This window comes from Moraxella sp. VT-16-12 (genome assembly GCF_002224245.2).
GTDB lineage: Bacteria > Pseudomonadota > Gammaproteobacteria > Pseudomonadales > Moraxellaceae > Moraxella.
Window position 1 is genome coordinate 19,993 of record NZ_NKHK02000008.1, and the last position, 14,218, is coordinate 34,210.

The window sequence follows — 14,218 nt, forward strand, 5'->3', positions numbered from 1 at the left end:
GTAGATATTGTGTTATGACCTAGAACCAAACACAAAATGTCAAATTCTATATTATATAATAATAAATCCGACAATGCAAGCACACCATCGGATTTTTGCAAAATAATTTTATCAACAGGCAATTGCCTGCTTATAATTATTTAAGCTCAACAGAAGCACCAGCTTCTTCAAGTTTCTTTTTAAGCTCTTCGGCTTCTGCTTTAGAAACGCCTTCTTTGAGGGTTTGTGGTGCACCTTCAACTAGGTCTTTGGCTTCTTTTAGACCTAAGCCAGTTACCTCACGTACCACTTTAATCACTGCTACTTTCTTGTCGCCACCGCCAGTTAGAACAACGTTAAAGTCATCTTTTTCCTCAGCAGCAGGAGCATCGCTAGCAACAGGAGCAGCCGCCAAAGCAGCAGCAGATACACCGAATTTTTCTTCCATCGCAGAGATAAGCTCAACGATTTCCATGACTGATTTTGCCGCAATGGCATCTAAGATTTGTTCGTTAGTTAATGACATAGCAATTTCCTATGAAATAAAAATTTGATTAAAAATAAAATGAAAACCTGCTTTATGATTAAGCAGCTTCTGCTTCCATTTTGTCGCGAAGAGCGGCCAGTGTGCGAGCCAATTTGCCAGCAGCCGCTTCTTTCATTGTACCCATCAGACGTGCAATTGCTTCGTCGTAAGTAGGTAGGGTTGCGAGTTTATCAATAGATTTTGCATCAATAAATTCGCCTTCAAAAGCTGCACCTTTGATTTCAAACTTGTCATTGGTCTTAGCAAACTCTTTAAACAAACGAGCAGCAGCTCCGGGGTGTTCGTTTGAGAATGCAATCAAAGTAGGACCAACAAAAACATCGTTCATGCAAGCAAAATCTGTATCAGCCAAAGCACGGCGTAATAGAGTATTACGCACGATACGCACTTCAACATTTGCCTGACGAGCTTGTTTACGAAGTTCAGTCATCTTTGCTACTGTTACACCACGAGAGTCGGCAACAACAGCAGACAGGGCAACTTTGGCAGCTTCATTTACCTCAGCAACAATTGCTTGTTTGTCTTGAAGGTTTAGTGCCATGGGTTGTCTCCATATTTATCACTAAGTGATTGAAATTACAAATCCAAAGATTTGCACCGAAATACGGCGAGTCTTTCACCGTCTGCGTAGGCTGATGATTTTACTCATCAATTAGGTCAATGTTTAAGAATAATCACTGACACCTACGGTCTTAGACAGCACAACCCGTTGTGCTGAACTAATTTAAATCTTATCTTCTACCAAAGCAGGGCGGGTCGCTTGATAAAAGCCTAACCATTATAAGCGAAAAATCACAAAATGCAAGTATTTTATATTGATGACTTTTCGCCAATCCTATTTGGAATTATTTGTTGGCACGATGTGGTACAGGGTCAATAGCAATACCAGGACCCATGGTGCTAGATAGCGTAATCTTCTTGATATAAATGCCCTTAGAAGTTGCTGGCTTAGCACGTTTTAGGTCATTAAGCAAAGCTGTGGCGTTTTGCTCAATTTGCTCGCCTGTAAAGCCCACTTGACCGATAGACGCATGAATAATACCTGCTTTATCAACACGGTACTGAGCCTGACCTGCCTTGGTGTTTTTTACCGCAGTTGCCACATCGGCAGTTACCGTACCAACTTTTGGGTTTGGCATAAGACCACGTGGACCTAAGATGGTACCCAACTGACCAACCACACGCATGGCATCAGGAGAAGCAATCACCACATCAAAGTCTAAATTACCTGCTTTAATGCTCTCGGCAAGGTCTTCAAAGCCCACCACATCAGCACCAGCTTCTTTGGCAGCCTCAGCGGCCGCACCTTGGGCAAATACTGCCACACGCTTGGTTTTACCAGTACCAGCAGGTAGATTGGTCGCACCACGAACCACTTGGTCTGATTTACGTGGGTCAACACCCAAATTAATGGCAATGTCAATAGATTCTTTGAATTTGGCAGGTGGCAAGCTGTTTAAAATTGCTACTGCTTCTTCAATGGTGTATAGTTTACTGTTATCAACTTGCTCGTTGATAAGTTTTTGGCGTTTAGTTAGCTTAGCCATTATACACCCTCCACATTGATACCCATTGAGCGAGCAGTACCTGCGATGGTACGAACAGCTGCTTCTAGGTCAGCACCTGTCAAATCTGCTTCTTTGGTTTTGGCAATTTCTTCTAGTTGAGCACGAGTAACTGTACCCACTTTGTTTTTGTTTGGCACACTAGAACCCTTAGCAATACCTGCCGCTTTGCGTAGCAATACCGCCGCAGGTGGCGACTTCATGATGAAGGTGAATGATTTATCACTAAATACGGTAATGACCACAGGCACAGGTAAACCTGGTTCCATATTAGCAGATGCGGCATTAAATTCTTTACAAAATGCCATGATATTCACACCTTTTTGACCCAAAGCAGGTCCAATTGGTGGTGAAGGGTTTGCTTTGCCAGCAGGCACTTGTAGCTTGATGTAGCCATCAATCTTCTTTGCCATGATATCTCTCCGATGGTGGGTAAAACGCTAAAATAGCTCCCCAATTAACACAATAAACGCTCCAAACCATGCTTGGAGCTAAAAATGGCATATTATACACCGTTTAGATGGTTTTTTCAACCTTGTTAAATTCAAGCTCTACTTCGGTAGGACGACTAAATACGCTCACCGTCAAAGTCAGTTTAGATTTATCATAATCCACTTTTTTGACTTCACCTTTAAAGTCAGTGAATGGCCCATCAATAATAAGCACTTCTTCGCCTGGCTCAAACATTGTCTTAGGACGTGGTGCTTCATTGCCTTTATTGATACGATTTAAAATGCGGTCAGCTTCTGCTTTTGTGATGGGGGCAGGCTGGTCTTTTGTGCCACCAATAAAGCCTGAAATATTTGGGCAATCTTTCACAACGTGCCAAGTATCTTCACGCATTTCCATCTCAATCATGACATAGCCTGGGAACAATTTGTGCTCTACCGTGCGTTTTTTGCCATCTTTCATCTCTATGACTTCTTCGGTTGGCACCAATACATTGCCAAAATATTCGGTCAGCTCACTTCTTTTGATACGCTCAATTAAGGCACGTTGTACCTGTTTTTCATAACCAGAAAATGCCTGAATGATATACCAACGCATGATGTATTCCTAAAATAGAAATGATTAAGATATGAAAATCTAATTTAAAATAAAACCAAGTATATAATTAAAGAAGGTGTCAATCACCCAAATAAAAAATCCCACAATCACCATCACAACAAGCACTTGCCAAGTGTAACGAAACGTCTCTTCTTTGGTTGGCCATGTTACACGGCGAAGCTCAATGCCTGCATCTTTTAACAAAGTCTTAAAAGCACGTCCTTGATGGGTAAAGACAAGACAAAGCAACGCAAATACCGCCAAGCCAACCGTAATGGCAAACTGCGTGATTTCATTGCTGGCAGGCGCCCAATATTTTGGGAGATATTGAGAGATTAATGTGGAGCTAATCAGTGCCACAATCGCCAAAAACCACAGCACCATGTCCTTGACAGAGCGAGTTTTGGCAACTTCTACGACATTTTCTTCGGACACAACGACGGCTTGACGCTTATTTAGCATATCCTGAGCAACCGCTTTGGCATCTGCCAATTTGGTCTCTAAGCTGTCTTGCTTGGGGGTTTTATTGTCGCTCATGCAAAAAATGCCTTGCAATAATCAATCGGCTATCAATTAAAATGATGAATGATATGGAAAATATAGAAGATGGCAGGCGACGAGGGACTCGAACCCCCAACCTGCGGATTTGGAGTCCGCTGCTCTACCAATTGAGCCAGTCGCCTAAGGGTGCTAAGGACTGCTATTATATACATATTTTTAAACTTTGCAAGTAATTTTTTATTATTGATACGAAAATCTTAAAAGTTATTTATTTTTTGGCTTGAAAGACCCCAAATAAATTGCAAACATCACCAAAAATGCCCCACCCCATTGCATGACATTTATCATTTTATCAAGCCAAAAATAATCAATCAATAATGCCGCCACAGGTTCGGACAGCAGCAAAAGTCCTGTCAAAGATAGGGCAATTTTTGGGATAGAATAAGCAATCAGCCCCCACGCCATGCACTGCATGACCGCCCCATACACCAACACCCAGCCCCACTGAGTCAGTGTTGCAGGTGCAAGTTTATCCCCATCAAACATCAGCATCAATGGCAACAGCAAAACCGCACCGCCCACTCCCACAAGACTCATCATGGGGAAAATTGGTACGTCTGCCACTTCATGTGTTTTTCGCACAAAAGACATGGACACCGCCAAAAACGCCCCTGATAAAATCCCAGACACAAAGCCCCACACCGCCAAAGAATTGTGTGTCAATTCAGGACTTGCTATCAGCCCCACACCAACAGAGGCAAGTGCAAGGCTAACAAGTTGTATTTTACTTTGTTTTTCGCCGAACCAAACAAATGCAATCAACGCCAAAAAGAAAATTTGTAAACTGTTTAATAAAGTAGAAATGCCCGGTCCTACTGCATAAATGCTTTCATGCCATAATGCCAAATCCAACCCCAACGCACCGCCTGAGATGAGTGCAAACACGATGGCACGACCAGAAGTTGGGAATTTTTGATGAAATATTTTTGCAAGCATCACAAAAATCAGCGTTGAGATTGCCAGTCGCCAAAACGCCATGGCATACGCACCTACGCCATCTACATGAGCCACTATCAAACTACCAAGCCCAAACAGCACACAGCCTAGCACCAAGCCTATCATAGAAATCAGCTCAGATGATGTATGTTTGATTTTGGTAGCTGACATTGATTACTCCTAAAATTTGCCAAAAATAACCAAAAATAAATCATAATTTTATGGTAAAAGGTTGTGTTATAATGTTTTGAGTATCTTTGTTATCATCATGCCAAACTTAGGGAGTTATTATGAAAAGTATTTATGTCATTGTGACCACTTTGCTTATCAGTGCCTGCACCGCCACACCAGACATCGCCAATCCTGCACCTACCGCCATATCCGCCACCCCAAAAACCACCCATCTGGTTAGCAATTATGACTTTACCACAACGGTAAATCGCCTAAAATCCACCATTGAAAGCAAAGGCATGACCATCTTTGCCACCATTGACCACACCCAAGCCGCCAAGGACCACGGTCTCAATATGCAACCTGCTACCGTTTTGATTTTTGGCAACCCCAAAGTTGGCACGCCTTTGATGGTAAAAGACCCAAGTTTTGCCTTACAATTGCCCTTAAAGGTACTTATCACTCAAACCAATGGGCAAGTACAAGTGATTTATACTCCTGCTGACACGCTCATCAAAGGCAGTCAAATCACACCCACGGAAGTTGCCACAACGCTTGCCAACGCCGAAAAGCTGATACAAGCCACCATCAAATAAGCTGCAACAATAAGCCCCATCAGTTAGGGCTTATTTTATGAATTTATGAACAATTTGTCATATTTGTCTGCCATGTTCTGCCAGCAGTGCCAAAAACTCATCTTCTAGCACCACTTTGACGCCAAGGCTATGGGCTTTATCTAGTTTTGAGCCTGCCTTTTCGCCTGCCAGCAGTGCCGTTGTTTTGGCAGATACTGAGCCTGAGACTTTCGCCCCCAACCCTTGCAAATGTGCCTTGGCTTCATCTCGCCCCATCAGCGACAATGTGCCTGTTACCACCCATGTTTGACCATCTAAGACGGCAGCATTGGTATCTTTGACCACCGCTTGCCAATGCACTCCCAGATTGATTAAATCATTGATAATATTAATATTATGCTGGGCATTAAAAAACTCATGGATATTTTGGGCGGTAATCTCACCAATGTCAGGCACTTTTAACAGCTCGTCCACACTTGATGTCTGCAATTTATCAAATTGACCAAAATGTTTGGCTAAATTAAGTGCTGTACTCTCACCCACCCCACGAATACCAAGGGCAAAGATAAAACGTGGCAAGCTGGTCGCTTTGGATTTTTCAATGGCTAAGAGCATATTTGCTACTGATTTTTCGCCCAAGCCTTCTAAATTTTGCAAAATTTCGGTTTTGTCTGCCAAACGATAAATGTCAGCAACCGTCTTAATCAGCCCCATCTCAAAAAACTTAATGAGCCATTGGCTGCCCAGCCCATCTATGTCCATCGCTTTGCGTGAAACAAAATGTTTTAGGGCTTCTTGGGCTTGGGCTTGACACACCAAACCACCCATACAGCGTGCCAACGCTTCACCTTCTGGCAACACCACAGGCGATGAACAAACAGGGCAAACCGTTGGCAAGCTGATTGGGCGAACAGTCTCATCACGCAACTGCATCATCACGCCTGACACTTTGGGAATCACATCGCCTGCCCGATGTACGCTCACCACATCACCTATCATCAAACCCAATCGCCCAATCTCACCAAAATTATGCAAAGTAACATTACTGACCGTAACACCCCCCACATTAACAGGGTCAAGTTTACCCACAGGTGTCAGCTGTCCTGTACGCCCCACTTGCCATTCCACATCAAGCAGGCGAGTGGTGGCGGTTGTGGCAGGAAATTTATAAGCGGTTGCCCAGCGTGGTTCACGACTTAAAAAACCCAAATCGTTTTGTAGCTGCAAGGAATTTACCTTGACCACCATGCCATCAATCTCAAAAGGCAACTCATCTCGTTCATCAATCGTTGCCCTATAAAACTCATCAATCTCTCCCAAATCCACCACCACCTTAAAAGGCGACACTTCAAAGCCCTGCGACTGCAAAAAACTCATCGCCCCACTTTGGGTGGTGATGTCATTTGGCAGACCCTGATTGACCGAATAGCCATAAAATGCCAGTGGGCGAGTGGCAGCAACATTACTATCAAGCTGACGAAGCGACCCTGCGGCGGCGTTTCTTGGATTGGCAAAGGTCTTTTCACCACGCATTTGTTGTTCTTTATTTAGTCTTAAAAATCCTGCCTTGGGCATCAGCACTTCGCCACGCACTTCCATCAGCTCAATGTGCATACAATCAGGCAACACCAATGGCAAATTACGAATGGTACGAACATTATGCGTGATGTCTTCGCCCACCTGCCCATCTCCACGAGTAACCGCTTGGGCAAATACGCCATGACGATATTTTAAAGACACCGCCAAGCCATCAAGTTTGAGCTCCATCTCAAACTGGGGGTTTTTATTTTTATCATCTAAGCGGTCATTAACACGGCGGATAAAATTCGCCATGTCATCTTTATCAAAAACATTCCCCAAAGACAGCATTGGTACATCATGTGTGATTTGAGTAAAGAAAGGCAGTGGTTCACCGCCTATGGCATCTGTTGGGCTGTCAGCTTGCTTTAATTGGGGAAAATCGGTTTCTAATTTTACAAGTGCTTGTCGCAAGCTGTCATATTCACCATCTGTGATGGTGGGGTTATCAAGCACATAATAAGCATGGTTGTGGCGTTTTAAGGTGGTGATGAGCAGACGCATTTGGCTGACGATTTGGGCATGGGTATTCATGAAAGTTCTCTACAACATAAAATTTAAGGGTTAAAAAACCGCCTAAACGACGGTTTGACATTTATCTTATTTGCTTAGTTTATTGATAATTTTGTACTTGCAAACGCAATTTTTCAAAATAAGCATCATCAAAAATATAGCCTTCTTCATCATGAATATCGGCATTTAAATCCTTAGCAATCAGGCGAGCGGTTGCCACCATCGTGTTATAGCCACGCAAAGCGTGTGGGTGTGGCAATGACAAAAATAGCGACAATCCCCTAAATCGCTGGTCGGTTAGCGTATTTAAATCAAAATCTTGCACGCCATCACGCCCAATGCCAAGCATACTAAACCACAAATCCCCTGAGCCGTCTTCATGTTCATAGCGATGATACATATTCATCACGCCATATTTTAGCCCATAGATACGAGCGATTTCTAGCACTTCTCTGCCTGATAAACCAATGGCATTATGGCGAGGGCTGATAAGTAGTGTAACAGCATCTTTGGCATTTAAGAGTGGGTCGTTATTTTGGTCAAAATTCTTTTGTTTGTCCAAATGACGGTCAAGCAATGGCGAATTTTGAGTAAATTCGTTACTCATATGCACCAAGTTTTCTTTACTTTTGGGTGTATCTTTGGCTTCATCGTCTTTAGGCAACTCCATCTGACTGACCGCCATTGCCAAATTTGACAAAGCATCAGGTTCTTCGGTCTTTTGGGTGGGAGTGTCTGACGCTACTGGCGTCTCCTGCGTCGCTCGTTGGTCTCTGGGTAAAATCGGTAATTCGTCCTTGTATTCTAAAAACTTATCATCACCCTTATAAGTTTTGGAGCGTAGCATTTGTATGATAAAAAACATACCCACCAACATCACCAAAACAATCAGGACAATAATCAACGTATCTATCATGCCCAATACTCTACTTTTAATCTAACTCAAATTGCTAATAGTGTAACACGCTCACATGATTTCGTCATCTACCAATTTAGAAATTTCATGCCAAAATCACAAATACCGCCCCACCATCTGTGCCATCAGCTCAATATGCAGCTCATCGCTATTGAGTGCAGGGATATATTGATAGGATTTGCCACCTGCATTCATAAAATTATCACGATTTTCTACCGCCAGCTCTTCTAGTGTCTCCAAGCAGTCTGCTGAAAAAGCAGGGCTTAACACCTGCACAGACACGCCTTGACTGCCCCATTCGCTAAGCAGTTCATCAGTATAGGGTTTTAACCACTCCTGAGCCCCAAAACGAGACTGGAAACTTATCGCCCATTCATGTGTGCCAAGCCCAAGCTCACTGGCAACCAACACCGCCGTTTTGCGACATTGCTCAGCATAAGGGTCGCCTTTATCAGCATAGGGCTTAGGAATGCCATGAAAACTCATCAAAAGACGGTCAGCTTGTCCATGCTGTGCCCAAAAATTACGAATGCTTTGTGCCAATGCCTTGATGTATAAAGGGTGGTCATGATAATCACGCACAAACTGCACCGCAGGCATATTGCGTTTACTCATACAATACTGAGCCACTTTATCAAACACCGCCCCTGTGGTCGTGGCAGAGTACTGTGGATATAATGAAAAAATAATCAAATCATCATAGCCTTTATCTTGTAGCTGCTGCATGACATCTTTGATGTTTGGGTTGCCATAGGTGGTGGCAGGAAACACAGCGACAGGCTTGCCATCATGGGCAAGTTTTTCTTGCAATAAAACCGCTTGCTTTTTTAAAATCGCCAAAAGCGGTGAGCCGTCTTGTGTCCACACGCTTTGATAAGCATGAGCAACACGCTTAGGGCGAGTGGTCAGCACAAATAAGTTTAGGATAATTTGCCAAATAAAAGGTGGGATTTCAATCACCCGAGTATCAGACAAAAACTCACGCAAATAACGGCGAACACCTGCGGGTGTAGGCTCATCTGGCGTACCCAAATTAACAAGAATGACGGCAGTTTTCATGGTTGGTTATCATTTACTAAAAATGGTTTAGTTTAGCATTTTTTGGCAAAAATAACAGTTGATTTATAAAAATTTCATGATAAGTCATACAGGTTATCGCAAGTTTTGCCATTGATGACAATAAAAACACCCTTGGTGCACTTAAACACAAATGTCATTGAATTTATCAAAACGCTTACATACAATAAACACACGAAATTGCCCCATTATGTTAAAAGTCCTGATACCAAGGAGCGACCATGTCAAAAGTGCAGTTCCAAAAATCCAAACCCACATCAACCAATCGCCAACCTGAAAAGTGGTTTCGCCTATTTTTGTGGTTTGTGGCGGTGATTTTTGCCAGTTTTTTGATTGGGTTGGGTAGCAAACTGGTCGCTGATTTGCCTTATATCAGTACTGAGTATGTGCAGATTGCCGATTTTGTGGCTGACCGCCCATCTTATGACAAACTGCAAGATGATTTAAAAGTTGCCGAGCGACAAGAACAAGACATCACCCACGAATGGGAACAAAAAAATCATGAGCTGTCAGAGCAACGCACTTTTAACCAAAACGCCCGTGAGACTTTTGATAATTGGCTTGCCACTCGCTCTGTTACTGAACAATCCGACCAAAACCCCGAAGTCATCAAACGCACCAAAGAGCTAGATGAGCTCAAACAAAAAGAACAAACCCTACAAAATGAGCTGTCCGCCATTGATAAACGTCAGCTAGACAGACGTCAAGCCGTAGAAAACATACGCACCAAAATAGATGACATGGAAGAAATGGCTCGCACAGATTATGATAAATATCTAAAAAAACAAGAATTACAAGTATTTATCTATCGGTTACTCATCACCTTGCCCCTGCTGATTTTAGCGTGGTATTTGTTTAGACGTTATCGCCATTCAAATGCTTGGCCGTTTGTGTGGGGCTTTGTATTTTTTGCGGTGTTTGTGTTTTTTGTGGAGCTGGTGCCATATTTGCCAAACTATGGCGGTTATGTGCGTTATGCGGTGGGGATTTTGATGACGGTGCTGATTGGGCGTTATGGCATCATCGCCATGAACACCTACCTACAAAAAAAGCGTGAAGAAGAAGCCCTATCCACCACCGAACGCCAATCACAGATGAATTATGACCAAGCCCAAAGCAAAATCGCCAAAAGCATCTGTCCTAGCTGTGAGCGTGGGTTGGATTTTAACAATCCTGATTTGGACTTTTGTCCGCATTGTGGCATACATTTGTTTGAGTATTGCACCAACTGCACCACTCGCAAAAGCACCTTTAATCACTATTGTTTTAAATGTGGAGAAAGCGGCACGGACTCTTTGGGCTAGTTTACTGGCACTTTAATTAGCTTAGCCAATCGCCATTTGACAAACCACAATCTTGGCAGGCGTGTTTGATGCGCCTGTCAAATTAGGCAAAAACGGCGATGGCTGTGGTGCAAAAGAGTGCTTGAAGTTGGCGAAAAATTATTCTATGATATGATTTTTACAAATTCTAAGGAACACCCATGTTCAGCTCACTTAAAAACGCCCTAGGACTTGACACTCTAAACGTACAGACCCACCTAAATCAAGAGAGCGTCATGGTTGGCACTACCCTAAAAGGCGTGGTCAGTATCACAGGTGTGGCAAATGACAAAACCGTCAATCATGTGGATTTGCATTTATTAACCACTGCCGAACAAGACACCGATAATGGCGACATCAAACGTTCGCACACCTTAGGTTCAGTGCGTTTGGCTCATCAGCTTATCATACCTGCTAACGACCAAATCACCCTACCTTTTGAGCTTGCTTTGTCTGCCGAAACACCCATTACCAATGTAGGCTATTCCCATCAAAACGGCACTCACTTATGGCTACATACAGACGTAGATGTCGCTCGCACCTTGGACAGCTCGGACAAAGACCCTGTCTATACCACGCCCACGCCCACAATGGCACGTTTTTTGGACGCCATGAACGGCTTAGGATTTAGACTTATCAAATCAGATGTGGAGCTAGGTTATCTAAACACCGCCTATGGTCGTTCAAGCTATGGTTGTTATCAAGAATTAGAATACGCAGGACGTGGTTTTGGTTTAAACAGCGTAGAAGTGTCGTTTTTACCCATTGGTGAACAAACTCATGTGGTGCTTGAAATTGACCGTGCGTTTCGCTCAGACAGTTATGGTGTGATTAGTCTGACTGACAACATGAGCGTGGCAGATATGATGGCGTTGATTCGTCAAAGAGTAGGGATTTAACATTTGATAACAATCTAAGTCATAAAGAACACACATGGCAAAGACGATGGTTGATACATTGGTGTTTAAGCCTTGGCAATCAGTTGGGGTTTTTAAATTTGATGATGATATTGCCAACTATCAAAATGAGCTTGCTGATTGGGTTTTTGAACCAATTGATGAGTACGGTTTAGAACATTATCATCTTAACGATGACAGTCGTATGATAAGCATTCGTCATGGCAAAATCGGCAGTATTTTTTGTTACGAAACACTGATTTATCAAGGGGTAAATTTAATTGGTTTGACCATTGATGAATTTAAAAACATCACTCAATCTGATTATGTGGGTACGCCCGAAGAGATAGATTTTGAAGATGATGGTTATCCACAAGTCATTTATAACTTTGATGATATTGGGGCAAGAGTTTGGGTGAAGAAAGGCAAAATCGTAACCATCATCGTCGCAGGCAAAGACAGCTACTCTGACGAACCTGCTGACGACTAAACACCGCTTACCACAGCAGACAATGAAAAGGCGACAAGGCAACTTGCTTCGCCTTTTTTACGCTGCCCTGCCTTGTAAATCCACTTGTTTGCCCTTAAAATACCCCCGCGGTCAGCAAAGAAATAAAAAGGCAATTTAAGCAAGAAAGAAAAACAAGTGTTGAGAAAGAAAATTCAACGTATTAGAGAAGATGCCCAGAAAAAAGCAAAAGGAGAAGAGCATGGCAGACGTGGCAGATAATGTTTTGGAGTTTATCCCTTGGAAGTCTGTGGGTAAATTTGAGCTTAATAGTGATATTAAAAATTATCAATTCCCCAAACAAAATTGGGAATATGGTGAAAAAGATGAATTTGGTGATGAATTTTATAGAGCTACCGATAATTCTTTAACCATTTCATTTCAAAACAATAAAGTTCACAATATCTTTTGTTACGAAACACTGATGTATCAAGGGGTAAATTTAATTGGTTTGACCATTGATGAATTTAAACACATTACCCAATCTGATTATGTCGGCGATGTTGATGTGCTGGATTTTGAAGATGACGACTACCCCCAAAGCGTGTATGAATTTGAAGACATTGGTGCTCAGGTTTGGGAAAAACAAGGCAAAATCGTAACCATCATCGTCGCAGGCAAAGACAGCTACTCTGACGAACCTACTGACGACTAAACACCGCTCACCACAACAAGCAATAAAAGGCGACAAGGCAACCTGCTTCGCCTTTTTTACGTTGCCCTGCCTTGTAAATCCCCCTTTTTAGCCTTAAAATATCCCTTTAAAAACCAAACACAATAAGAGATATTTTGTGGAAAATCACACCCCCCCATATTTAGACCCCACATCAGTTGGCATCGTTAGCCCCCAAGTCCTACATTTTGATGAGCCTTTAACCTTAGAATGCCAGCGAGTTTTGCCAGAGTTTGAGCTGGTGATTGAAACCTATGGCACATTAAATGATGACAAAAGCAATGCCATTTTGATTTGCCATGCTCTATCAGGCAGCCACCACGCCGCAGGTTATCACAGTGAAGATGACAGCAAAGCGGGCTGGTGGGATAATTTGATTGGCAAAGGCAAGGCCATTGATACCAATGATTTTTTTGTGGTGTGCCTAAACAACATCGGCTCATGTCATGGCTCCACAGGCCCTACCACCATCAACCCTGCCACAGGTGAGATTTGGGGGGCGGATTTTCCGCTGATTACCATCAAAGACTGGGTAAAAACACAGGTCTTACTCTCTGACCGCCTAGGCATTGATAAATGGCACGCCATCATCGGTGGCTCTATGGGTGGCATGCAAGCACTACAATGGTCGGTGGATTACCCTGACCGCTTAGAACGTGCCGTCATCATCGCCAGTACGCCCAAGCTGTCCGCCCAAAACATCGCCTTTAATGAAGTGGCTCGCCAGTCCATTTTGTCCGACCCTGAATTTTTTGACGGTTGGTATCTTAAACATGGCACTTATCCACGACGTGGGCTGATTTTAGCTCGTATGGTTGGGCACATCACTTATATCACCGAAGACGCCATGAAAGCCAAGTTTGGACGGGATTTAAAATCTGGCAAATTTATGTACGGCTTTGATGTGGAGTTTCAGGTAGAGAGTTATCTACGCTACCAAGGCGAGCGGTTTAGCCAAAATTTTGATGCCAACACCTATCTTTTGATGACCAAAGCCTTGGATTATTTTGACCCCAGTCGTGATTATGCCGATGATGTATCCGATGAAGCCGCCCTAAAAGTCGCCCTAGCTCGCACCAAATGCCAGTTTCTTATTGTGTCATTTACAACTGATTGGCGGTTCAGCCCCGAACGCTCGGTGGAGATTGTGGATGCTTTGATGGCAAACGAAAAACGCGTGAGCTTTGTCAATGTGGACGCACCGCATGGGCATGACTCGTTTTTGTTTGACATACCCCGCTATACCAGTGCTGTCAAGGGCTTTTTATCTGCCCCCATTTTAAAAAGTCAAGTAACACAAACCAACCTGAGCCCCAAAGACATCTCAAAATTAGCAAGAAAATAGAAGTTCAAC

At 43.1% G+C, this 14,218-nt stretch carries 16 protein-coding genes and 1 tRNA gene; 6 read left to right on the forward strand and 11 right to left on the reverse strand.

All coding sequences use genetic code 11. From position 1 onward, the window contains the following. Positions 1-136: 136 nt before the first annotated feature. The 8 genes from rplL to CEW93_RS08080 form a co-directional block, all read right to left on the reverse strand. Positions 137-505 (reverse strand): 50S ribosomal protein L7/L12, encoded by a 369-nt coding sequence (gene rplL, locus CEW93_RS08045; RefSeq protein ID WP_089538451.1) that lies wholly within the window; start codon positions 503-505, stop codon positions 137-139. A gap of 58 nt (positions 506-563) precedes the next feature. Continuing rightward, on the reverse strand, positions 564-1,067 hold the full coding sequence (rplJ, locus tag CEW93_RS08050; protein WP_089538452.1) for a 50S ribosomal protein L10: 504 nt from the start codon (positions 1,065-1,067) through the stop codon (positions 564-566). Between the two features lie 304 nt (positions 1,068-1,371). After that, positions 1,372-2,073: a 50S ribosomal protein L1 gene (gene rplA, locus CEW93_RS08055; RefSeq protein ID WP_089538453.1), complete on the reverse strand. Its 702-nt coding sequence runs from the start codon at positions 2,071-2,073 to the stop codon at positions 1,372-1,374. Further along, on the reverse strand, positions 2,073-2,504 hold the full coding sequence (gene rplK, locus CEW93_RS08060; RefSeq protein WP_089538454.1) for a 50S ribosomal protein L11: 432 nt from the start codon (positions 2,502-2,504) through the stop codon (positions 2,073-2,075). The genes rplA and rplK overlap by 1 nt, the downstream gene beginning before the upstream one ends. A gap of 103 nt (positions 2,505-2,607) precedes the next feature. Then, positions 2,608-3,141, reverse strand: coding sequence for a transcription termination/antitermination protein NusG (gene nusG, locus CEW93_RS08065; RefSeq protein WP_255504043.1), 534 nt, complete (start codon positions 3,139-3,141; stop codon positions 2,608-2,610). Between the two features lie 36 nt (positions 3,142-3,177). Further along, entirely contained in the window at positions 3,178-3,675 is a 498-nt protein-coding gene (gene secE, locus CEW93_RS08070) for a preprotein translocase subunit SecE (protein WP_089538456.1), read from the reverse strand. Between the two features lie 70 nt (positions 3,676-3,745). Beyond that, positions 3,746-3,821, reverse strand: a tRNA-Trp gene (locus tag CEW93_RS08075). Positions 3,822-3,903: 82 nt separating this feature from the next. After that, positions 3,904-4,806 carry a DMT family transporter gene (locus tag CEW93_RS08080; RefSeq protein ID WP_186727940.1) on the reverse strand — a complete coding sequence of 301 codons (903 nt, stop codon included), beginning with the start codon at positions 4,804-4,806 and terminating at the stop codon, positions 3,904-3,906. A 119-nt stretch (positions 4,807-4,925) separates the two neighbouring features. On the opposite strand from CEW93_RS08080, the gene CEW93_RS08085 reads away from it, so the two are divergent. After that, positions 4,926-5,402: a DUF302 domain-containing protein gene (locus CEW93_RS08085; RefSeq protein WP_089538457.1), complete on the forward strand. Its 477-nt coding sequence runs from the start codon at positions 4,926-4,928 to the stop codon at positions 5,400-5,402. A gap of 57 nt (positions 5,403-5,459) precedes the next feature. On the opposite strand, the gene ligA is transcribed toward CEW93_RS08085, so the two are convergent. From ligA to hemH, 3 genes are all read right to left on the reverse strand, one after another. Next, positions 5,460-7,493, reverse strand: coding sequence for an NAD-dependent DNA ligase LigA (ligA, locus tag CEW93_RS08090; protein ID WP_089538458.1), 2,034 nt, complete (start codon positions 7,491-7,493; stop codon positions 5,460-5,462). Between the two features lie 79 nt (positions 7,494-7,572). After that, positions 7,573-8,388 carry a cell division protein ZipA C-terminal FtsZ-binding domain-containing protein gene (locus CEW93_RS08095; protein ID WP_089538459.1) on the reverse strand — a complete coding sequence of 272 codons (816 nt, stop codon included), beginning with the start codon at positions 8,386-8,388 and terminating at the stop codon, positions 7,573-7,575. A gap of 96 nt (positions 8,389-8,484) precedes the next feature. Further along, a complete protein-coding gene (gene hemH, locus CEW93_RS08100) occupies positions 8,485-9,447 on the reverse strand; it encodes a ferrochelatase (protein ID WP_089538460.1) in 963 nt (320 codons plus the stop codon). 239 nt (positions 9,448-9,686) lie between these two features. Between hemH and CEW93_RS08105 the strand changes: the two genes are divergently transcribed. From CEW93_RS08105 to CEW93_RS08125, 5 genes are all read left to right on the forward strand, one after another. Further along, positions 9,687-10,769 (forward strand): serine endopeptidase, encoded by a 1,083-nt coding sequence (locus tag CEW93_RS08105; RefSeq protein ID WP_089538461.1) that lies wholly within the window; start codon positions 9,687-9,689, stop codon positions 10,767-10,769. A gap of 179 nt (positions 10,770-10,948) precedes the next feature. Further along, positions 10,949-11,686 carry a sporulation protein gene (locus CEW93_RS08110; protein ID WP_089538462.1) on the forward strand — a complete coding sequence of 246 codons (738 nt, stop codon included), beginning with the start codon at positions 10,949-10,951 and terminating at the stop codon, positions 11,684-11,686. Between the two features lie 34 nt (positions 11,687-11,720). Next, positions 11,721-12,173, forward strand: a complete 453-nt coding sequence (locus tag CEW93_RS08115; protein WP_143822733.1) for a hypothetical protein — start codon at positions 11,721-11,723, stop codon at positions 12,171-12,173. A gap of 220 nt (positions 12,174-12,393) precedes the next feature. After that, positions 12,394-12,846: a hypothetical protein gene (locus CEW93_RS08120; RefSeq protein WP_089538464.1), complete on the forward strand. Its 453-nt coding sequence runs from the start codon at positions 12,394-12,396 to the stop codon at positions 12,844-12,846. Positions 12,847-12,982: 136 nt separating this feature from the next. After that, entirely contained in the window at positions 12,983-14,209 is a 1,227-nt protein-coding gene (locus CEW93_RS08125) for a homoserine O-acetyltransferase (RefSeq protein WP_089538465.1), read from the forward strand. Positions 14,210-14,218: the final 9 nt, after the last annotated feature.

What these genes read in the sequence shown, in the direction of transcription:
- CEW93_RS08115 (WP_143822733.1), top strand. Translation starts at nt 11,721, where the DNA reads ATGGCAAAGACGATGGTTGATACATTGGTGTTTAAGCCTTGGCAATCA.
- CEW93_RS08085 (WP_089538457.1), top strand. Translation starts at nt 4,926, where the DNA reads ATGAAAAGTATTTATGTCATTGTGACCACTTTGCTTATCAGTGCCTGC.
- CEW93_RS08110 (WP_089538462.1), top strand. Translation starts at nt 10,949, where the DNA reads ATGTTCAGCTCACTTAAAAACGCCCTAGGACTTGACACTCTAAACGTA.
- rplL (WP_089538451.1), bottom strand. Translation starts at nt 505, where the DNA reads ATGTCATTAACTAACGAACAAATCTTAGATGCCATTGCGGCAAAATCA.
- CEW93_RS08105 (WP_089538461.1), top strand. Translation starts at nt 9,687, where the DNA reads ATGTCAAAAGTGCAGTTCCAAAAATCCAAACCCACATCAACCAATCGC.
- rplA (WP_089538453.1), bottom strand. Translation starts at nt 2,073, where the DNA reads ATGGCTAAGCTAACTAAACGCCAAAAACTTATCAACGAGCAAGTTGAT.
- secE (WP_089538456.1), bottom strand. Translation starts at nt 3,675, where the DNA reads ATGAGCGACAATAAAACCCCCAAGCAAGACAGCTTAGAGACCAAATTG.
- rplJ (WP_089538452.1), bottom strand. Translation starts at nt 1,067, where the DNA reads ATGGCACTAAACCTTCAAGACAAACAAGCAATTGTTGCTGAGGTAAAT.
- hemH (WP_089538460.1), bottom strand. Translation starts at nt 9,447, where the DNA reads ATGAAAACTGCCGTCATTCTTGTTAATTTGGGTACGCCAGATGAGCCT.
- CEW93_RS08120 (WP_089538464.1), top strand. Translation starts at nt 12,394, where the DNA reads ATGGCAGACGTGGCAGATAATGTTTTGGAGTTTATCCCTTGGAAGTCT.
- rplK (WP_089538454.1), bottom strand. Translation starts at nt 2,504, where the DNA reads ATGGCAAAGAAGATTGATGGCTACATCAAGCTACAAGTGCCTGCTGGC.
- CEW93_RS08080 (WP_186727940.1), bottom strand. Translation starts at nt 4,806, where the DNA reads ATGTCAGCTACCAAAATCAAACATACATCATCTGAGCTGATTTCTATG.
- ligA (WP_089538458.1), bottom strand. Translation starts at nt 7,493, where the DNA reads ATGAATACCCATGCCCAAATCGTCAGCCAAATGCGTCTGCTCATCACC.
- CEW93_RS08095 (WP_089538459.1), bottom strand. Translation starts at nt 8,388, where the DNA reads ATGATAGATACGTTGATTATTGTCCTGATTGTTTTGGTGATGTTGGTG.